Source organism: Streptomyces sp. NPDC006516 (genome assembly GCF_040611875.1).
Taxonomy (GTDB): Bacteria; Actinomycetota; Actinomycetes; order Streptomycetales; family Streptomycetaceae; genus Streptomyces.
The window spans coordinates 70,229-89,374 of record NZ_JBEXPD010000014.1; the positions used below are offsets into that span (position 1 = coordinate 70,229).

General features: G+C 71.6%; 14 protein-coding genes. 5 read left to right on the forward strand and 9 right to left on the reverse strand.

All coding sequences use genetic code 11. From position 1 onward, the window contains the following. Positions 1-3: 3 nt before the first annotated feature. Positions 4-867: a DMT family transporter gene (locus tag ABZY45_RS29310; protein ID WP_356744693.1), complete on the reverse strand. Its 864-nt coding sequence runs from the start codon at positions 865-867 to the stop codon at positions 4-6. A 128-nt stretch (positions 868-995) separates the two neighbouring features. On the opposite strand from ABZY45_RS29310, the gene ABZY45_RS29315 reads away from it, so the two are divergent. After that, positions 996-2,114, forward strand: coding sequence for a winged helix DNA-binding domain-containing protein (locus ABZY45_RS29315; protein WP_356744695.1), 1,119 nt, complete (start codon positions 996-998; stop codon positions 2,112-2,114). A 49-nt stretch (positions 2,115-2,163) separates the two neighbouring features. On the opposite strand, the gene ABZY45_RS29320 is transcribed toward ABZY45_RS29315, so the two are convergent. Next, positions 2,164-3,015: a LuxR C-terminal-related transcriptional regulator gene (locus tag ABZY45_RS29320; RefSeq protein ID WP_356744899.1), complete on the reverse strand. Its 852-nt coding sequence runs from the start codon at positions 3,013-3,015 to the stop codon at positions 2,164-2,166. Between the two features lie 106 nt (positions 3,016-3,121). Between ABZY45_RS29320 and ABZY45_RS29325 the strand changes: the two genes are divergently transcribed. Both ABZY45_RS29325 and ABZY45_RS29330 read left to right on the forward strand, forming a co-directional pair. Then, positions 3,122-4,798, forward strand: a complete 1,677-nt coding sequence (locus tag ABZY45_RS29325) for an AMP-binding protein (RefSeq protein WP_356744697.1) — start codon at positions 3,122-3,124, stop codon at positions 4,796-4,798. After that, complete coding sequence (locus tag ABZY45_RS29330; RefSeq protein WP_356744699.1) at positions 4,795-6,402, forward strand: AMP-binding protein; 1,608 nt, start codon at positions 4,795-4,797, stop codon at positions 6,400-6,402. Before ABZY45_RS29325 ends, ABZY45_RS29330 begins: the two co-directional genes overlap by 4 nt. Before the next feature lie 21 nt (positions 6,403-6,423). On the opposite strand, the gene ABZY45_RS29335 is transcribed toward ABZY45_RS29330, so the two are convergent. Together ABZY45_RS29335 and ABZY45_RS29340 are read right to left on the reverse strand one after the other, a co-directional pair. Next, complete coding sequence (locus tag ABZY45_RS29335) at positions 6,424-6,645, reverse strand: hypothetical protein (protein ID WP_356744701.1); 222 nt, start codon at positions 6,643-6,645, stop codon at positions 6,424-6,426. A gap of 81 nt (positions 6,646-6,726) precedes the next feature. Continuing rightward, positions 6,727-7,446 (reverse strand): hypothetical protein, encoded by a 720-nt coding sequence (locus ABZY45_RS29340; protein WP_356744703.1) that lies wholly within the window; start codon positions 7,444-7,446, stop codon positions 6,727-6,729. A gap of 271 nt (positions 7,447-7,717) precedes the next feature. On the opposite strand from ABZY45_RS29340, the gene gcl reads away from it, so the two are divergent. Beyond that, positions 7,718-9,502, forward strand: a complete 1,785-nt coding sequence (gene gcl / locus ABZY45_RS29345) for a glyoxylate carboligase (RefSeq protein ID WP_356744705.1) — start codon at positions 7,718-7,720, stop codon at positions 9,500-9,502. A gap of 353 nt (positions 9,503-9,855) precedes the next feature. Continuing rightward, positions 9,856-12,207: a serine/threonine-protein kinase gene (locus ABZY45_RS29350; protein WP_356744707.1), complete on the forward strand. Its 2,352-nt coding sequence runs from the start codon at positions 9,856-9,858 to the stop codon at positions 12,205-12,207. 272 nt (positions 12,208-12,479) lie between these two features. Here ABZY45_RS29350 and ABZY45_RS29355 read toward each other — a convergent pair whose 3' ends face one another. From ABZY45_RS29355 to ABZY45_RS29375, 5 genes are all read right to left on the reverse strand, one after another. Beyond that, positions 12,480-13,937, reverse strand: coding sequence for a catalase (locus ABZY45_RS29355; RefSeq protein ID WP_356744709.1), 1,458 nt, complete (start codon positions 13,935-13,937; stop codon positions 12,480-12,482). A 185-nt stretch (positions 13,938-14,122) separates the two neighbouring features. Beyond that, positions 14,123-15,016 carry a 2-hydroxy-3-oxopropionate reductase gene (locus tag ABZY45_RS29360; RefSeq protein WP_356744711.1) on the reverse strand — a complete coding sequence of 298 codons (894 nt, stop codon included), beginning with the start codon at positions 15,014-15,016 and terminating at the stop codon, positions 14,123-14,125. 43 nt (positions 15,017-15,059) lie between these two features. After that, positions 15,060-15,899, reverse strand: coding sequence for a TIM barrel protein (locus tag ABZY45_RS29365; RefSeq protein WP_356744713.1), 840 nt, complete (start codon positions 15,897-15,899; stop codon positions 15,060-15,062). A gap of 157 nt (positions 15,900-16,056) precedes the next feature. After that, the gene (locus tag ABZY45_RS29370; RefSeq protein ID WP_356744715.1) at positions 16,057-17,487 is read right to left on the reverse strand and encodes a cellulose binding domain-containing protein; all 1,431 of its coding nucleotides are present in this window, start codon (positions 17,485-17,487) and stop codon (positions 16,057-16,059) included. A 34-nt stretch (positions 17,488-17,521) separates the two neighbouring features. Next, positions 17,522-19,084: a beta-N-acetylhexosaminidase gene (locus ABZY45_RS29375; protein ID WP_356744717.1), complete on the reverse strand. Its 1,563-nt coding sequence runs from the start codon at positions 19,082-19,084 to the stop codon at positions 17,522-17,524. Positions 19,085-19,146: the final 62 nt, after the last annotated feature.

A 19,146-nucleotide genomic window follows, 5' to 3' on the forward strand; every position in this document is an offset into this window, starting at 1 on the left:
GGTTCATTCCGCCCGGGGCGGCGGTCCGGCGGCGGCCAGCGGCGAACGCGAGAGCACGACACAGCCGACGGCGATCAGCGCCAGCCCGGCCAGCTGGGGCAGCAGCCACCACCCGGTCCGCAGCTCCTCGCCGAACAGCGTCACCCCGTACAGCACGCTGATCAACGCGTCCCCGAGCGTCAGCATCGGCTGTACGGCGACGAGGCTTCCGGCCTGGAGCGCGTTCTGCAGGAGGAACAGCGCGCCGACGCCGGCCGCGGCGGTCGCGTACAGCTGCCACGCCGTCAGCAGGCCCACCACACCGTCGCTGTCCAGCCGCGCCATGGCGTCCTTCATCAGCGCGGCCGTCAGCGCGTAACCGCAGGCCGCCGCCAGTCCCAGCAGCGCGGCTCGGGGGTCGCCCCGGGTGCCGAGCGCGACGGCGATCAGCGCGGCCTCGAAGATCCCGGTCGCCATCAGAGCGGGGATCCAGGCCGCGCCCCGGACCTCGTCGCTGCCCCCCGCCGGGTCCGCCGCCGCCATGGCGAGGGCCAGCCCGAGCGTCACGGCGGCCACCCCGTACCAGACCGGGCGCGGAACCCGGGCCCGCATGACGAACCCGGCGATGAGCAGCGTCGCGGGAAGCTCGATGACGAAGATCGGCTGGACCACCGCGATCGGACCGGTGGCCAGCGCCACCGCCTGGCAGACGGCGGCGACGATCACGAGCCCGATCCCGGCCAGCCACACCTTCTGACGCACCAGACGCCCGATCAACGACAGGCGCATCGCCTCGCTGTCGGGCACGGTGAGTGCGGCACGCCGCTGCAGTACGGAGGCGGAGCCGTTGCTGAGCGCGGTCAGGACGGCGAACAGGACACTGATCACCCGCCCCATCATGAGGGCCCGCACCGCCGCTGCCGCGGCGCCGCGGACCGTGCGAGTGTCGCGGCCCCCGAACCGCGAGTGCCGTATTTCGCCGACCGGCGCCGGCAGGCCCGCGTAATCTGCGGGACATGGCCGCCAAGAACGCTCCCGTGCTCTCCACCCGCGCGCTCAACAGGGCGACTCTGGAGCGGCAGTTGCTGCTGCGCCGCACCGCCGTGCCGGCGAAGGAGGCCGTCAGCCGCCTGGTCGGACTCCAGGCACAGAACACCAGGCCGCCGTACTTCCAGCTCTACTCCCGCCTGGAAGGCTTCGATCCCGCCGAGCTCTCGGCGCTCATGGAGTCCCGCGAGGTGGTCAGGATCGTCACCCTGCGCTCCACGATCCACACCCACACCGCCGAGGACGCCCTCACCCTGCGCCCTCTGGTCCAGCCGGCCCGGCAGCGTGAGCTGAACATGTTCCGGCACGGACTCACCGGTGTGGACCTCGACCGGCTCGCCGCGCTGAGCAAGGAGCTCGTCGAGGAGCGGCCCCGCACCATGAAGGAGCTGCGCGAGGAACTCCTGCGCCACTGGCCGGAGGCCGATCCCAGGGCGCTCGCCGTCGCGGCGCGCTGCCTGCTGCCGCTGGTACAGGTCACCCCGCGCGGACTCTGGGGGCGCAGCGGACAGGTCGCCCTGACCACGGCCGAGCACTGGCTGGGCAGCCCGGCACGCCCCGCCGCCACACCGGACGCGACCGTGCTGCGCTACCTCGGCGCCTTCGGACCCGCCTCGGTCAAGGACATGCAGATGTGGGCCGGACTCACCCGGATGCGCGAGGTCTTCGAGCGGCTGCGGCCACAGCTGCTCACCTTCCGCGACGAGAGCGGCGCCGAGCTCTTCGACCTGCCCGAGGCCCCGCGCCCCGACCCGGACACCCCGGCCCCACCGCGCTTCCTGCCGGAGTTCGACAACGTACTGCTCGGCCACGCCGACCGGACCCGGGTGATCCCGCCCGCGTACAAGGGGAGCAACGGCGTGGGCAACCAGGCCTACGGAACCGTCCTCGCCGACGGGTTCCTGTCCGCGCTCTGGCGTCTCGACGAGGCGAGGGACACCGCGGTCGTCACCGTGCAGGCCCTGGGCACGCTCGGCCGTGCCGCCCGTGAGGAGATCACCCAGGAGGCCGTGGGCCTGCTGACGGTGATGTCCTCCGCGCCCGTGCACGACGTCCGGTTCGGCCGGTTCGTCGACCTCGGCGACTGAGCCGCCCCGGCCGCCTTCACCTCGCGGCCCTCCCCGCCTCGGGATCGGCCTACGGAAGCAGCCCGGCGCGGCGTGCCGCCACCACGGCCTCCAGCCGCGTGCGCGCCCCGAGCTTCCGCATCGCGGACCGCAGATAGCTCTTCACGGTCTCCGGCCGCAGGCCCAGCCGGCCTGCCGTCGCGGCGTTCGTCGCACCCGAGGCGACGCAGGCGATCACGTCCAGCTCACGCGGCGCCAGCCGGACGGGCCCGACCGCCCGCGGCCGGTCCGCGCCCGCCGCCGACGCGAGCCGCCCGCAGGCCGAGAGGAGCTCGTCGCGCAGCGCGGGGTCGGCGATCCTCGGGGCCAGGGCCCGCAGCTCGCGATGCGCCTCGCGGACGTCCTCCCAGGTGCCGGGGGCCGTTCCCGTGACCGGGTCGGTGACCCGGGCACGGGTGGAGGCGAGGAGCTGCTGCACCTCGTCCCGCACGGCGAGCGCCTGCTCCACCTGCCGGGCCGCCGAGGCAGCCGCGTCGAACGCACGGTCGCCGAGCGTGTGCGGCTCGCGCAGCGCCCCGTACAGCACACCGCGCACCGTGCGGCCTACGACGACGGGCACCGCGACGACCGAACGCAGCCCCTCGGCGGCGACTGCCGTGTCGTACTCGTGGCTGATGTGGCGGGCCGACGGGTAGTCCGTGACCGCGCACGGCCGTGACAGCGCGATCGCCTTGCCGCCGAGACCGCTGCCCGCCGAGATCACGAGACCGCGCAGCGCGGGGGTCTGCGCCCCGCTCAGCTCGGCGATCCTGGCGTGGCGCGCGTCGGACAGCAGCCCGCCGAAGACCACCGGCAGCCCGCTCGTCCGGCGCAGCCGCAGCAGGGCCGCACGCAGCTCGGTCTCCTCGCCCGCTTCCGGCATGCCGATGACACCCCGCCCTGTCCGGCTGTACCCCCGTTCGGGGGTGGTGAGATCTGGGTCACTGTTCACATGATGTTAAAGGACGGGTTCGCAACGAGGAGGGCACATGCCGGCAACCACTGCGACGGAGACGTTCCGGGCGGCCCGGGACTTCCTGATCGAGCACCGGGAGGACTACGACGCGGCGTACGGGGGCTTCAGCTGGCCCCGGCCCGACCGGTTCAACTGGGCGCTCGACTGGTTCGACGTCATCGCCGAGGGCAACGACCGCACCGCACTGCACATCGTGGAGGAGGACGGCGGCCGTACGGAGATCTCCTTCGCCCGGATGGCGGCCCGCTCCAACAGCGCCGCGAACTGGCTCCGGGCCCAGGGCGTGGCGGCGGGGGACCGCGTCCTCGTGATGCTCGGCAACCAGACCGAGCTGTGGGAGACCGCCCTCGCCGCGATGAAGCTGCGCGCCGTCGTCATCCCCGCCACCCCGCTGCTGGGGCCGGTCGACCTTCGCGACAGGGTGGAACGCGGCAGGGTCCGCCATGTCCTCGTGCGGTCGGCCGACACCGGGAAGTTCGACGAGGTGCCCGGTGACTACACCCGCATCGCGGTCGGCGGTGACGTCGAGGGCTGGCTCTCCTACGGCGACGCCGACCGGGCGCCGGAGTCGTTCACGCCGGACGGGGAGACCGACGCGGACGAACCGCTGATGCTGTACTTCACCTCCGGTACCACCGCGAGCCCGAAGCTGGTCGAGCACACCCATGTCTCCTACCCAATCGGCCACTTGTCGACGATGTACTGGATCGGCCTCAAGCCCGGGGACGTCCACCTGAACATCTCCTCACCCGGCTGGGCGAAGCACGCCTGGTCGAACCTCTTCGCACCGTGGACCGCCGAGGCCACCGTCTTCATCCACAACTACACCCGCTTCGACGCGCCCCGGCTGATGGCGGAGATGGACCGCTCGGGCGTCACCAGCTTCTGCGCCCCGCCCACGGTCTGGCGGATGCTCATCCAGGCCGACCTCACCCAGCTGCGGACCCCGCCGCGGGAGGTCGTCGCGGCCGGTGAGCCGCTCAACCCCGAGGTCATCGAGAGCGTCCGGCGGGCCTGGGGGGTCACCATCCGGGACGGCTTCGGCCAGACCGAGACCTCCGTCCAGGTGGCCAACAGCCCGGGACAGCTCCTCAAGGCCGGCTCCATGGGGCGGCCCAGCCCCGGCTTCGACGTGGTGCTGCTGGACCCGGTCTCCGGCGAGCCCGGAGCCCTGGAGGGCGAGATCGCCCTCGACCTGTCCGCCGCGCCCGTCGGCCTGATGACGGGTTACCACGGCGACCCGGAGCGCACCGCCGAGGCGATGGCGGGCGGCTACTACCGCACCGGCGACATCGGCTCGCGCGACGAGGACGGCTACATCACCTATGTGGGCCGGGCGGACGACGTCTTCAAGGCATCCGACTACAAGATCTCGCCGTTCGAGCTGGAGAGCGCCCTGCTGGAGCACGAGGCGGTCGCCGAGGCGGCCGTCGTGCCGGCCCCCGACCCCGTCCGCCTCTCCGTCCCGAAGGCGTATGTCGTGCTCGCCGCGGGCTGGGATCCCGGCCCCGACACCGCCAAGGTGCTGTTCGAGCACTCGCGGTCGGTCCTCGCCCCCTACAAGCGCATCCGCAGGCTGGAATTCGCCGACCTGCCCAAGACCGTCTCCGGGAAGATCCGCAGGATCGAGCTGCGCGAGCGGACGGCACAGGGCGCCGGCACCGAGTTCGACGAGGGGGACTTCCGGTGACCGACCTCTCCTACGCGCACGGCACGAGTGGCACCGCCCTGCTGGGCGACACCATCGGCCGCAACCTGGACCGGGCGATCGAGGCGCACGGTGAACGGGAGGCCCTCGTCGACATCGCCTCGGGACGCCGCTGGACCTATGACCGGCTCGGCGCCGATGTCGAGGAACTGGCCCGGGGGCTGATGGCGTCCGGGGTGGCCAAGGGCGACCGCGTCGGGATCTGGGCGGTCAACTGCCCGGAGTGGGTCCTCGTCCAGTACGCGACGGCACGCATCGGGGCCATCATGGTCACGATCAATCCCGCCTACCGGGCGCACGAGCTCGCATACGTGCTGGGGCAGGCCGGCATCTCCGTCCTGGTCGCCTCCCTCTCCCACCGCACCAGCGACTACCGGGCGCTGGTGGACCAGGTGCGCGCCGAGTGCCCCGCACTGCGGTCGGTCCACTACATCGGCGACCCGTCCTGGGACGAGCTGACCGCCGCCGCGGGATCGGTGACGAAGGAACAGCTGGCGGAGCGCGAGGCGGGGCTGTCCTGCGACGACCCCATCAACATCCAGTACACGTCCGGTACCACCGGATTTCCCAAGGGGGCCGTGCTCTCCCACCACAACATCCTCAACAACGGCTATTTCGTGGGGGAGATGGTCGCCTACACGGAACAGGACCGGGTCTGTCTGCCCGTGCCGTTCTACCACTGCTTCGGCATGGTCATGGGGAACCTCGCCATCACCTCCCACGGTGCCTGCGCCGTGATCCCCGCTCCCGCCTTCGAGCCCGCCGCCGTGCTGGCCGCCGTCGAGCAGGAGCGCTGCACCTCGCTCTACGGCGTGCCCACCATGTTCATCGCGGAGCTGGGCCTGCCCGATTTCGCCTCGTACGACCTCTCCTCGCTGCGCACCGGGATCATGGCCGGATCGCCGTGCCCGGTCGAGGTGATGAAGCGGGTCGTGGCCGAGATGCACATGGAGGAGGTGTCCATCTGCTACGGGATGACGGAGACCTCGCCGGTCTCCACGCAGACCCGCCGGGACGACGACCTGGAGCGCCGCACGGGCACGGTCGGGCGCGTGATGCCGCACATCGAGGTGAAGGTGGTCGACCCGGTGACGGGCGTGACCCTGCCGCGTGGCGAATCCGGTGAACTGTGCACGCGTGGCTACAGCGTGATGCTCGGGTACTGGGACCAGCCCGAGCGGACCGCCGAAGTCGTCGACGGGGGACGCTGGATGCACACCGGCGACCTCGCGGTGATGCGGGAGGACGGATACGTCCAGATCGTCGGCCGGATCAAGGACGTCATCATCCGCGGCGGCGAGAACGTGTATCCGCGCGAGATCGAGGAATTCCTGTACGCCCACCCGAAGATCGCGGACGTCCAGGTGGTCGGGGTGCCGGACGCGACCTACGGCGAGGAGATCCTGGCCTGCGTCATCCCCCGCGACCCGGCCGATCCGCCGACGCTGGAGGAGGTGACGGCGTACTGCCGCGAGCAGCTCGCGCACTACAAGATCCCGCGGGGCCTGCGGATCCTGGACGCCTTTCCGATGACGGTCAGCGGCAAGGTCCGGAAGGTCGAACTCCGGGAGACCTACGGCGCTTAGCCGCGGTGGGGCGGCGGAGGGTCAGGCGGCTTCGGAGACGCCGGAGCCGAGTCCCTGGGTGGCCGCCGCCCACTCGATGAGCAGTACCTCGTACTCCGCGGCCTCCACCGGAGTCCAGTCCTGGCCGGCTCGCGCGTCGACGAGCGCACGGATCGCCTCGTTGGCCTCCACGGCGGACGGGTGGGCGGGCTGGGTCAGGAAAACGGGGGAGGAGTGAGTGGGATGCCGAGGAGTTAAGACCATGCCTTCACTCTACGTCCTCAAACTGACAACACCCCGAACATATGCGGCTGGCAGGGCACAGGTGACCGAAATCATGCGGCGTCAGGGTCCGCCGCTGATCAATTCGTCGGCGGGGCCGTTCACCGGCTGAGGGGTCCCGGTGAGGTCGAGGACGAACAGAGGGATGACGAGCCCGTCCGCCCGGGAGCGTGCCTCGTCCGTGTAGCCGGCCAGGGAGAAGAGCACGCCGGCCACCGAGGCGTTCAGGGCGTTCAGCCAGAGGCACTCGACGTCGCGCAGGGCCGTGGGCCGCGTGGTCGCGTCGACCTGGGCGACGAGGCCGGCGGCCCGGAGGTCGATCCGGGAGCTGGGCCGCACTTCGGGCTGGACGACGTCCCGGTAGCCCAGCCAGCGCAGATAGAGGGCCGCGGTGCTCACCGCGTCGCGCGCCGTGCGTATCACCAGCGGCCTGAACGACGGGCGCGGGTGCGCGGCGGTGCGGGGCACCGGTATGGGGGGCGCGGCGGCCGGGCCTGCGGCGGGTGGCGTGATGCCGCGCGTCGCCACGGGGCGTACGGCGATCCGCAGCACCGCCCCGCAGGGGCAGCAGAGTTCGGGATGCGGCCACTGGTCGCGGCGCCCGCAGGAATGGCAGCGGACACTCACCCAGTCGTCGTTCCAGGTGCGGTGGGTGATGGGCACCGCGGGTGCGCCGCGCATCAGCGGCGGGGCGGTCGGGGCGCCGCACGGGCAGGGGTAGACCGGCGTGACGTACGCGTGCTCACGGCGGCAGGCCGGGCAGCGCACCGGTAAGGACTCCACGTGCTGCCCCTTCCCTCCGCCGCTCGGGCGGCGACCGCGTTCCGTGCTCCATCGTCCACCAGGAGCGACGTCCCCGGGAGGGACTTGGCGTACTTCGCGGTCGTATCTTCGCCCGCACCCCGGCCGTGCCGGCCGCGGTTCTCTTGACGGCCCCCGAGGGCCGTCCTACATTGGATTCCGTATAGCAGAACAAAACTTCCGTAATGCGGAATTGGTGCTCTCAGGTGGCGCGACAGAGCCCGAATCCACCAGGTCCGAGCAGGAGCACTCAATGCCTCGTATGACCGCTGCCCGAGCGGCAGTTGAGATCCTCAAGCGCGAAGGCGTCAGTAACGCGTTCGGTGTGCCGGGTGCGGCGATCAACCCGTTCTACGCGGCTCTCAAGGCCTCCGGCGGGGTGCACCACACCCTCGCCCGCCATGTCGAGGGCGCCTCGCACATGGCCGAGGGCTACACCCGTGCCGCGGCCGGAAACATCGGTGTCTGCATCGGCACGTCGGGGCCCGCCGGGACCGACATGATCACCGGTCTGTACTCGGCCATCGCCGACTCCGTCCCGATCCTCTGCATCACGGGCCAGGCCCCGACGGCCGTCCTGCACAAGGAGGACTTCCAGGCCGTCGACATCGCGTCCATCGCCGCGCCGGTGACCAAGGCCGCGACCACCGTCCTGGAGGCGGCGCAGGTCCCGGGCGTCTTCCAGCAGGCCTTCCACCTGATGCGCACCGGCCGGCCCGGCCCGGTCCTCATCGATCTGCCGATCGACGTGCAGCTCACCGAGATCGAGTTCGACCCCGAACTCTACGAACCGCTGCCCGTCCACAAGCCGGCCGCGAGCCGCAGGCAGATCGAGCGTGCCGTCGAGATGCTCAACGCGTCCGAGCGGCCGCTGCTCGTCGCGGGCGGCGGCATCATCAACGCGGACGCCTCGGAACTCCTGGTGGAGTTCGCGGAGCTGACCGGCGTCCCCGTCGTCCCCACCCTGATGGGCTGGGGCATCCTCCCGGACGACCACGAGCTGAACGCGGGCATGGTCGGTCTGCAGACCTCGCACCGCTACGGCAACGCGAACTTCCTGGAGTCGGACTTCGTCCTCGGCATCGGCAACCGCTGGGCCAACCGTCACACCGGCAAGCTGGACGTCTACACACAGGGCCGTACGTTCGTCCACATCGACATCGAGCCCACCCAGCTCGGCAAGATCTTCGCGCCGGACCTCGGCATCGCGTCGGACGCCGGGGCCGCGCTGGAACTCCTCGTCGAGGTGGCGCGGGAACTCAAGGCGGCGGGCGGACTCAAGGACCGCTCCGCCTGGGCGGCTTCGACCCAGGAACGCCGGGCGACGCTCCAGCGGCGTACGCACTTCGACGACGTGCCGCTGAAGCCGCAGCGGGTGTACGAGGAGATGAACCGGGCGTTCGGCCCCGAGACCCGGTACGTCACCACCATCGGCCTCTCCCAGATCGCGGGAGCGCAGATGCTGCACGTCTACCGTCCGCGCCACTGGATCAACTGCGGCCAGGCCGGGCCGCTGGGCTGGACCATCCCCGCCGCGCTCGGAGTTGCCACGGCAGACCCCGAGGGCTCGGTGGTCGCCCTCTCGGGGGACTACGACTTCCAGTTCATGCTGGAGGAGCTCGCGGTCGGCGCGCAGCACCGCATCCCGTACGTCCACGTGCTGGTCAACAACTCCTACCTGGGGCTCATCCGCCAGGCCCAGCGCAACTTCGACATCGACTTCCAGGTCAACCTGGAGTTCGAGAACCTCAACTCCCCGGAGGTGGGCGTCTACGGCGTCGACCACGTGAAGGTCGTGGAGGGCCTGGGCTGCAAGGCGATCCGGGTCACCGAGCCCGGTCAGCTGCTGCCGGCCTTCGAGGAGGCCAAGAAGCTGGCCGCCGAGTTCCGGGTGCCGGTGGTGGTCGAGGCGATCCTGGAGCGGGTCACGAACATCTCGATGAGCGGCTCCGACATCGCCTCCGTGAACGAGTTCGAGGACGTGGCGACCGAGCCGGGCCACGCGCCGACCTCGATCCGCGCGCTGACCGTCTCCTGAACCGTTCCGGCGCCGGCGCCCACGGCCTGTGCGGTCGAGGGCGCCGGCGCCGTCATGTGCCGGGAGGGGGAGGGTGATGCGCCGGACGCGACCGACCCGGTGCGCGCTCGGGTCGCTGCGAACCCCTGGGATGTGGAGACGGTTCCGCCGCGCGGTAGCCTGAACCGGTTCGTGGAGCGCCTCGTCGCAGGCCGTGGCAGCCTCCTCCCCGAAGCCGAGGCAGGCCGTCGACGCGGGCCGCGCGGCGGGGCGAGGATGCGTTGTGATCGTTCGCGTACGGCCGTCCTGCGGTCGTCCACGGGAGCTCCGCGGTTGTCGGCGAACTGAGTGTGGGGGCAGGGTTGGCAGCGAGGGTGTTGGCGCACCGGTACGAACTCGAGAAGCTACTGGGCCGCGGAGGCATGGGTGAGGTCTGGCTGGCCCGGGACAACAGGATCATGCGCCGGGTCGCGGTCAAGCTGCTCCACCACATGCCGGACGAGGTCGGGGCGGCCGAACTCTTCTTCCGTGAGGCACGTACCGCGGGAGGGCTGAATCACCCGGGTGTGGTGGGGATCCACGACCTGGGGGAGGACACGGACGGCACGCTCTTCCTGGTGATGGAACTGGTCGAGGGGCGGGACCTGCGCGCGGTACTGCGCCAGGACGGCCGGCCCCCGGTGGCCGCGGCCGTGGACTGGACGGCCCAGATCGCCGATGTGCTGGTGGCCGCCCACGCGGTCGAGATGGTGCACCGCGACCTGAAGCCGGACAACGTCATGCTCACCGCGGGCGGCACCGTGAAGGTCCTCGACTTCGGGATCGCCCGCTACCTGTCCGCGGCCACCCTGGCCAGTCGTGTCATCGGCACCCCGGCGTACATGCCGCCGGAGCGGCTGCGGGGCAAGACCGGCGACGGGCGGGGCGACCTGTACTCCCTCGGCTGCGTCCTGTACGAACTGCTCACGGGACGGCCGCCCTTCGACTCCTCCGAGCCCGGGGCCCTGGTGTACGCACACCTGCAGCAGGAGCCGGTTCCTCCCGGAAGCCGCCGCGGCGGCATCCCGACCTCGCTGGACGAGCTGGTGGCCGACCTGCTGGCCAAGGACCCCGACCGGCGGCCCGCGACGGCCGCGGAGGTGCGCGACAGGCTCCGCGCCTCGACCGATCCGCGCGACGGTGTGTCCTGGCCGGCGGGCCCCCGGGCCGACGCGGTTCCGCGCGACAAGCAGCGGGTCGCGTCCGAGGGTGGTACCCGGATCCTCGAGCCGGAGCCCTCGAACACCGGGCGACCCCGGCAGGAGGATGCCCCGAAGTCGAGCGAGGCCGACAAGAAGCAGGACGCCATCGCGCTGTTCGCGGCCCTCGTCAGGGACCGGGCCCGGGTCCTGGGGCCTGATCATCCGGACACGCTGCTGTCCCGGCACCAGCATGCCTGGAACGTGGGCAACGCCGGCCGGAACGAGGAGGCGGCGGAGCTGCACGCCGCCCTCGTCAGGGACCGGGCCCGGGTCCTGGGGCCTGATCATCCGGACACGCTGCTGTCCCGGCACCAGCATGCCTGGAACGTCGGCAGCGCCGGCCGGCACAAGGAGGCGGCAGAACTCTTCGAGTCCGTCATCGCGGACCGGATCAGGGTCCTGGGCGCCGACCACGCGGACACCTTGCAGTCCCGGCACAACGACGCCTGGTTCGTGGGTGACTCGGGACAGAACCGGCGTGCCGTGGCGCTCTTCGGGGCGCTCGTGGAGGACCGCGTACGGGTTCTGGGCCCCGTCCATCCGGACACGCTGCTGTCCCGGCACCAGCACGCCTGGAACGTCGGCAGGACCGGCCGGAACGAGGAGGCGGCGGAGCTGCACGCGGCGATCGCCGAGGACCGGAGCCGAGCCCTGGGCCCCGACGACTCCCGCACGCTGCTGTCCCGGCACCAGCACGCCTGGAACGTCGGCAGGACCGGCCGTCACAAGGAGGCGGCGGAGCTGCACGCGGCGATCGCGAAGGACCGCGCCCGGGTCCTCGGTCCGGACCACCTGGACACCCTGTTGTCGCGCCACCAGCACGCCTGGAACGTCGGGCACACCAACAAGCCGCAGGAGGCGGCGGCGTTGCACGGGGCGCTCATGGAGGACCGCGCCCGGGTCCTGGGGCCCGATCATCCGGACACGCTGCTGTCCCGGCACCAGCACGCCTGGAACGTCGGCAGCGCCGGCCGGCACGCGGAGGCGGCGGAGCTGTTCAAGGGCGTCATCGCGGACCGTGTCCGGGTCCTGGGCGCCGACCACGCGGACACCTTGCAGTCCCGGCACAACGACGCCTGGTTCGTGGGTGACGCGGGAAAGAACCAGGAAGCGGCCGAGCTCTTCGCGGCCCTGGTCGAGGACCGCGTCCGCGTCCTCGGACCCGACGACCCGGACACGCTGCTGTCCCGGCATCAGCACGCCTGGAACCTCGGCAGGACCGGCCGGTACGAGGAGGCGGCGGAGCTGCACGGAGCGATCGCCGCCGCCCGCCACCGTCTCCTGGGGCCCGACGACTCCCGCACCCTGCTGTCCCGGCACCAGCACGCCTGGAACATCAGCGCCACAGGCCGGTACCAGGAGGCGGCGGCGCTGCACGCGGCGATCGTCGAGGACCGGACCCGGGTCCTGGGCGCCGACCATCCGGACACCCTTCAGTCACGCCACCAGCACGCCTGGAACCTCGGCAAGATGTCGGGCGCCTGACGGGAGCCCCTGGTGGGCAGGCCGCGAGCCCTGCCCCGACACAGGAACGCGGTGCACGCCCCACGCGTGCACCGCACCCCTGCGTAGCCGTTCACAGCGACCGCGACGGCGGGCTGTGGGCAGTGGTGGACGGCACCTTCAGGTCTGGTGCCGGCCGCCGTGCCCTTCGCCACCGCACTGGCGTCGTCCGCCGTCGCGGTCCCGTCCTGCCGGTGCCGCGACGGCACCCCTCATCCGGGTGTGCGGCACGGGCAGGGCCCTGGGACGGAGGCTCAGTCCTCGCGCAGGGCGCGGACCGCCTCCTCCACGCGCTTGCCGTAGTCGGCGTCGGCGGCGCGGAAGTGGGCGATGTTCTTCTCGATCACGTCGTCACGGGTGACCTGCGAGAGGCCACCGGCGATGTTCGCGATCAGACGGTCCTTCTCGTCGGCCGACATCAGCCGGTAGAGCTCGCCCGCCTGGAAGAAGTCGTCGTCCTTCGCGTGGGCGGGGGCCTCGTGCGTGCCCGTCCAGCCGTGCACCGGGAGCGGCGCCGCCAGGGCCTGGCCGGTCTGAGCGGGGCCGGCGTACGAGTTGGGCTCGTAGTTCTTGTCCTGGCGCGAGCCGTAGCGCGTCGCGTGCAGACCGTCGCGCCCGTAGTTGTCGACGGTCGCCGCCTTCGGCGCGTTGACGGGGAGCTGGGTGTGGTTGATGCCCAGGCGGTAGCGCTGTGCGTCGGCGTAGGCGAACAGCCGGCCCTGGAGCATCTTGTCCGGGGACGGACCGATGCCGGGCACGAAGTTGTTCGGGGAGAACGCCGCCTGCTCCACCTCGGCGAAGACGTTGTCCGGGTTGCGGTCCAGCACCAGACGGCCCACGCGGCGCAGCGGGTGGTCGGCGTGCGGCCACACCTTCGTCACGTCGAACGGGTTGAAGCGGTAGTCCGCCGCCTCAGCCGCCGGCATGATCTGCACGTACAGCGTCCAGGACGGGTTGACGCCGCGCTCGATGGCCTGGAGCAGGTCCGTCTGGTGCGAGTTGGCGTCCTTGCCGACCTGCTCCGCGGCCTGCTCGGCGGAGAGGGAGCGCACGCCCTGGTTCGTCTTGAAGTGGTACTTCACGAAGAAGGCCTCGCCCTCCGCGTTCGTCCACTGGTAGGTGTGCGAGCCGAAGCCGTGCATGTGGCGGTAGGAGGCGGGGATGCCCCGGTCGCCCATCAGCCAGGTGATCTGGTGTGTCGCCTCCGGGGAGTTCGCCCAGAAGTCCCAGACGTTGTCCGGCTCCTGGCGGCCCGTGAACGGGTCACGCTTCTGCGAGTGGATGAAGTCGGGGAACTTCACCGGGTCCTTGATGAAGAACACCGGCGTGTTGTTCCCGACGAGATCGTAGTTGCCCTCGTTCGTGTAGAACTTGAGGGCGAACCCGCGGGGGTCGCGCACCGCGTCCGCGCCGCCCAGTGAGTCGGCCACCGTGGAGAAACGGATGAACGTCTCGGTGCGGCGGCCCACCTCGGAGAGGAAGTCGGCGCGGGTGAAGCCGGTGACGTCGTCCGTCACCTCGAAGTATCCGTACGCGCCGGAACCGCGGGCGTGGACGACGCGCTCCGGGATGCGCTCACGGTTGAAGCGGGCGAGCTTCTCGAGCAGGTGCTGGTCCTGGACGAGGATCGGCCCGCCGGCGCCGGCCGTGGCGGAGTTCTGGTTGTCGGCGACCGGGGCGCCTGACTCGGTCGTGAGCACACGCTGGGACATGGAGGCCTTCCGTACGGGGCTGCTGACGGCCTCAGGAGCGTAGATTCGCCGAGAACGGCACGTCAACAGTTTGTTGAAATTGGAGTGTGAGGTTCCGGGTCGCGGCAGCGCCTGGGCGCGACAGGACAGGTGTCAGCGCCGCCGCGACCCGGAGTTCAGTGGGCCCTGTGGAGGGCCGGAGGGTGTCAGACCTGGGAGCCGGAGAGGCGCTCGACCGAGCGCAGCAGCGCGGAGTGGTCGAGTCCGCCGTCGCCCTGGGCGCGCAGCGAGGCGACCAACTGGGCCACGACCCCGCCGACGGGCAGGGCGGCGCCGACGTTGCGGGCGGCGTCCGTGACGATGCCCATGTCCTTGTGGTGCAGGTCGATCCGGAAGCCCGGGGCGAAGTCCCGCTTGAGGAAGTTGTCCTTCTTGCGCGTCAGGACCGTCGAGCCGGCGAGCCCGCCGTTGAGGACGTCCAGCGCGGCGCTCAGGTCGACCCCGGACTTCTCCAGGAAGACGACGGCTTCCGCGCAGGCCTGGATGTTGACCGCGACGATCAGCTGGTTGGCGGCCTTCACCGTCTGGCCGGAGCCGTGCGGCCCGCACAGCACGATCGTCTTCCCGAGGGCCTGGAGCAGGGGCTGCGCGGCGTCGAAGTCGCTCTGCTCGCCGCCGACCATGATGGACAGGACGGCCTCGATCGCACCTGCCTCGCCACCGGAGACGGGAGCGTCCAGGACACGGATGCCCTTCTCCTTCGCCTTCTCGGCCAGGTCCACGGAGGTCTGCGGGGTGATGGAGGACATGTCGATCAGCAGGGCGCCCTGCCTCGCGTTCTCCAGGATCCCGTCGGGACCGTACGCGATGGCCTCGACCTGCGGGGACGCCGGGACCATGGTGATCACGACGTCGGCGTCGCCGACGGCCTCCGCGATCGAGGCGGCGCCCTGGCCGCCCGCCGCGACGAGCCGGTCGATCTTGTCCTGCTCCAGGGTGTAACCGGTCACCTGGTAACCGGCCTTGACGAGGTTCTCGGACATGGGGGAGCCCATGATGCCGAGCCCGATCCAGGCGACCTTGGGGAGGTTGCTGCTCATGAGGGTGCCTTCCGGTAAGCGTGTGTGCGTGGGGCGGGGGCCCTCAGCGGGCCGGGCGGTGCTCGGCCGGGAGCCAGCCGAAGGACTCGGCGCTCGGCCGGTCGCCCGGCTTGTACTCCAGGCCGACCCAGCCGTCGTAACCGGCCTCGGTCAGCTCGTCGAGGAGCCGCTCCAGGGGGAGGTCGCCGGTGCCGGGTGCGCCGCGCCCCGGGTTGTCGGCGATCTGGACGTGGCCGGTCTTCGCGGCGTACGCCTTGATCACCTGGCCGAGGTCCTCGCCGTTCATCGAGAGGTGGTAGAGGTCCAGCAGGAACGCGGCGTTGCCCAGGCCCGTCGCCGCGTTGACGCGGTCGACCACCTCGATGCCCGCCGGCGCGCTGACCAGCGGATAGAGCGGTGACTCCGTGTCGTTGAGCGTCTCGATCAGGAGTGTCGCCCCGATCCGGTCGGCGGCGCGGGCGGCCAGGACCAGGTTCTCCAGGGCGAGTTCGTCCTGGACGGCGGGATCCACGCCTTCGACGCGGTTGCCGTACAGCGCGTTGAGCGCCTTGCAGCCCACCGAGGCCGCGAAGTCGGCCGCCACGTCGATGTTGGCGCGGAAGCGGTCCGACTCCTCGCCGGGGAGCGAGAGCGCCCCCCGGTCGGGGCCGGGGAGCTCGCCCGCGTAGAAGTTCAGCCCCACCAGCCGCGTGCCCGCGTCGTCGAGCGCCTTCTTCAGGGCGTCGAGCTCGGCCTGCGCGGGGGTGGGGGTCTCGGTCCAGGGCCACCAGAGCTCGACCGCGGTGAAGCCCGCGGCGGCGGCGGCCGCGGGGCGCTCCAGGAGCGGGAGTTCGGTGAAGAGGATCGAGAGGTTCACATCGAAGCGCTGGTCCGAGTAAGCCATCATGCGCTCCTTCCGTATTGCGGAAGTTAGTTTCTGCTTAACGGAAGATTGCCTGGCGGATGGCGCGGCTGTCAAGAGGCGGCCCGAATTCCGGGCACGCGGAAGCGGGGTGGAGGCCGTCCGGCCCTCCACCCCGCTCCCGCTCACACCTGCCTGGTCAGACGGCCGGCACCGTGTCCTCGAACCTCGTCCCGGCGGCCCGGTAGTCCTGCACCAGAGCCGACACCTGGGCGGGGGAGAGGACCTGGTCCTTCACGTGCAGGACGTAGTCCACCTGCTGGTCGTACGAGCGCGGCGTGGTGCTGCTCTGGCCGGCCAGATCGATCAGCCACTGGTTGAAGTTGATCGACATCGGCCGCTCGGGAAGGTACGCCGCCCCGTGCGTGCCGAAGAGCTGTCCGTCCACGTAGTACGTGATGGCGCTGCCGTCGATCGTCACCACCAGGTCGTGCCAGCCGGCGTAGCTCTGCCGTGTCTCGCTGTGCTGGTTGACGGCCTCCCACGGGTCGGGCCGGTAGGTCTCCCAGGACGTCGTGTACAGGATGTTGGCCGGCTCGCCCCAGCCGCCGTTGGGCAGGTACTCGAAGTCGTACTCCGCGTAGTCGTCGGCCATCGGCGCCTTCAGGTCGTTGATGGTGAAGAAGGTCTGGACGAGGTGGTCGCCGTCCGGACCCGACCTCGGGGCGTCGCTGAACTTCACCCGGGCCGCGTAGGTGCCGTTGCGGAACTTCATGGACTTCGTGAGGATCTCCGTCTGCACGGTCGAGGCCCCCGTGCCGGCGGTCGAGGTCTCCAGGTTCATCACCGAGTTGCCGTTCTGGCTGCTGAAGGTGACGTTCTCCGGGGCCCAGACGGCCCCCGGCACCCCGGGGCCGCCGGAGTTCGAGCGGACGCTCCAGCCGTTCGCCGAGATCCTCGGATCCGCGTGACCGGAGTAGTCGAAGTCGTCGAACAGCGTGGGCCCGTCGGCCGGCGGGTCGGTGGGGGGATCGGTCGGATCGGTCGGGCCCTCGCCGCCGGGGGCCTCACCCCAGGCCGCGACGCCGCCCACCTGCGCGGTGATGCGCGACCAGTCGGCGTAGGTGGTGCGTTCGGCGCCGAAGGAGTAGTCGTCGGACTGCCTCAGCGGCTGCCAGTCGGCGCGGTGGAAGCGCAGCTGCATGTCCCCGGTGTCGGCGCCCGGGGCGAGGGACCCCGCGCCCGACGTGAAGGCGATCTCCAGGTAACGGTCGGCGGTGGCGGTCGGGTTCGTCAGGTTCTTGAACGTCCCGGTGATGTTCGCGCAGCCCTTCACCGCCCAGGAGCAGGCGAAACGGTAGGCCGCCGACGGCGAGTCGGCCTTGAAGTAGTACCGCACCTTGACGTCCGGGAGCGGCACGCTCGTACTGCCCGTGTTGCGTATCTTCAGCCACGGCTCGGCCTGGTCGGCCGAGGCCCCGGACGCGCTCGTGCGGTACTGGACGGCGAGCCCGCCGGCCGCGGCGGCACCGGCCGTCGCGGGCAGGGCGGCCAGGGCCGTACAGCCCAGGGCCAGGGTGACGGCGGCGGCCGACGCCGCGCGGATACGGCTCCTGCGGAATGTCCTCATGACGATGTTCCTCTCCGGAACGGTGGGGGATGAGCTACCGAGGGGGGTGCGCTGTACCTGCGGACGCGGTCGCCAAGGACCGCGAGGTCAGGGGCCGGTAGGGGACGCCGAGGGCGTCCAGCCGGGTGGTGTGACGGCGCAGGCGCTCGACGAAACCGGCCCAGTCGGCGTGCCCGCCGGACCAGGCACGGTCCGCCAGGGCGCAGAGCCGGGGGTAGGTGAGGTATTCGATGCGGTCCGGCGTCGTCACGTACTCGGTCCACAACTGCGCCTGTGTGCCCAGCACGCGGGCGGCCTCCTCCGGCTCCCAGCCCTCCGGCACCGGCTGGTTGGCGTGCACCGCGTGGAGGGGGACGAGGGCGCCCGGCTGCGCCGAGGGTTCCCCGGGGTCCGTGGACTGGGCGTAGTCGAGGTAGGTGGCACGGTGGTGGGCGGTCACCACCTGGTGGCCGCGCCGCGCGGCCGTGCGGGCGTGCGAGGGGTCACGCCAGGTCATCACCGTGAATTCGGGCGGCAGTTCGGCCCCGCTCTCCGCCCAGCCGGTGGGCCGGCGTCCGTGCTCCACGAGGAACGAGCCGATCCGGTGCATGAACCAGCCGTGCAGCTCCCCGGGCCCGGCGAGGCCCTCGGCCGCCGCACGCTCCCTGGCCGCAGGGCTGCTCTCCCACTCACCGGTGGGGCACTCGTCGCCGCCGATGTGGACGTACGGCGAGGGGAAGACGTCCATGACCTCCTCCAGCACGGCCCGGCAGAAGTCGAACACCTCCTCGTGGACGCCGAGCACGGTGTCGCAGACACCCCAGCGGGTCCACACGTCGAGCTGTCTTTCCGGGTGGTTGCCCAGGTGGGGGTAGGCGGCGAGCGCCGCGCGTACGTGTCCGGGCATCTCGATCTCGGGCACGACGCTGACCCCGCGCTCCGCCGCGTGGCGGACCAGGCCGCGCAGCTCGGCCTTGGTGTACGACCCGGCGTGCGCGATCCCGTCGGTCAGGGACTGCGCCCGGTGCCCGCCGACCGAGGTCAGCCGGGGGTAGGCGTCGACCGGCATGCGCCAGCCCTGGTCGTCGGTGAGGTGCAGATGGAGGACGTTGAGCTTGTGCAGCGCCATGAGGTCCACGTACCGGCGCAGGTAGGAGACGGGCTGGAAGTGCCGGGCGACGTCGAGCATCGCGCCGCGCCAGGGATAGCTCGGCACGTCGCTGATCTCGACACAGGGCAGCTCCCAGGGCATGCCGCGCACCCCGCCCGCCAGCGCCTCGGCCGGCAGCAGCTGCCGGACGGTCTGGACACCCCGCAGCAGCCCGTCCGGCCGGGCGGCGCGCAGCAGCAGGGCCTGCGGGCCGACGGTGAGGCCGTACCCCTCGTCGCCGAGCCCGCCGAGCTGCGGGTCGAGCGCCAGGACGACACGGCCTTCGGCGGAGGGCGGCAGCGGCAGCCCGGTCGTCGGCCCGAGGAGCGTACGCAGCAGTCCGGCCGCATCCTCCGCCCCCGGCAGGGCGCGCACGGAGGTGTCCTGGTCCAGCACGAAGCAGCCCGGGCGTGGGGAGACCTTGCGGGGGAGGGGGACGAGGGAGAGCTCGGGGCGTGATGCGGGCACGGGGGCCTCCGGGGTCGGACTCGGGGGTTCGGCGGGACGGTGGGGCGGGCGCCCCGGAAGGG

Excerpts from the sequence above, each read along its gene's own strand:
- ABZY45_RS29315 (WP_356744695.1), top strand. The coding sequence starts at position 996 with ATGGCCGCCAAGAACGCTCCCGTGCTCTCCACCCGCGCGCTCAACAGG.
- ABZY45_RS29320 (WP_356744899.1), bottom strand. The coding sequence starts at position 3,015 with ATGCCGGAAGCGGGCGAGGAGACCGAGCTGCGTGCGGCCCTGCTGCGG.
- ABZY45_RS29325 (WP_356744697.1), top strand. The coding sequence starts at position 3,122 with ATGCCGGCAACCACTGCGACGGAGACGTTCCGGGCGGCCCGGGACTTC.
- ABZY45_RS29335 (WP_356744701.1), bottom strand. The coding sequence starts at position 6,645 with ATGGTCTTAACTCCTCGGCATCCCACTCACTCCTCCCCCGTTTTCCTG.
- gcl (WP_356744705.1), top strand. The coding sequence starts at position 7,718 with ATGCCTCGTATGACCGCTGCCCGAGCGGCAGTTGAGATCCTCAAGCGC.
- ABZY45_RS29355 (WP_356744709.1), bottom strand. The coding sequence starts at position 13,937 with ATGTCCCAGCGTGTGCTCACGACCGAGTCAGGCGCCCCGGTCGCCGAC.
- ABZY45_RS29360 (WP_356744711.1), bottom strand. The coding sequence starts at position 15,016 with ATGAGCAGCAACCTCCCCAAGGTCGCCTGGATCGGGCTCGGCATCATG.
- ABZY45_RS29365 (WP_356744713.1), bottom strand. The coding sequence starts at position 15,899 with ATGGCTTACTCGGACCAGCGCTTCGATGTGAACCTCTCGATCCTCTTC.
- ABZY45_RS29370 (WP_356744715.1), bottom strand. The coding sequence starts at position 17,487 with ATGAGGACATTCCGCAGGAGCCGTATCCGCGCGGCGTCGGCCGCCGCC.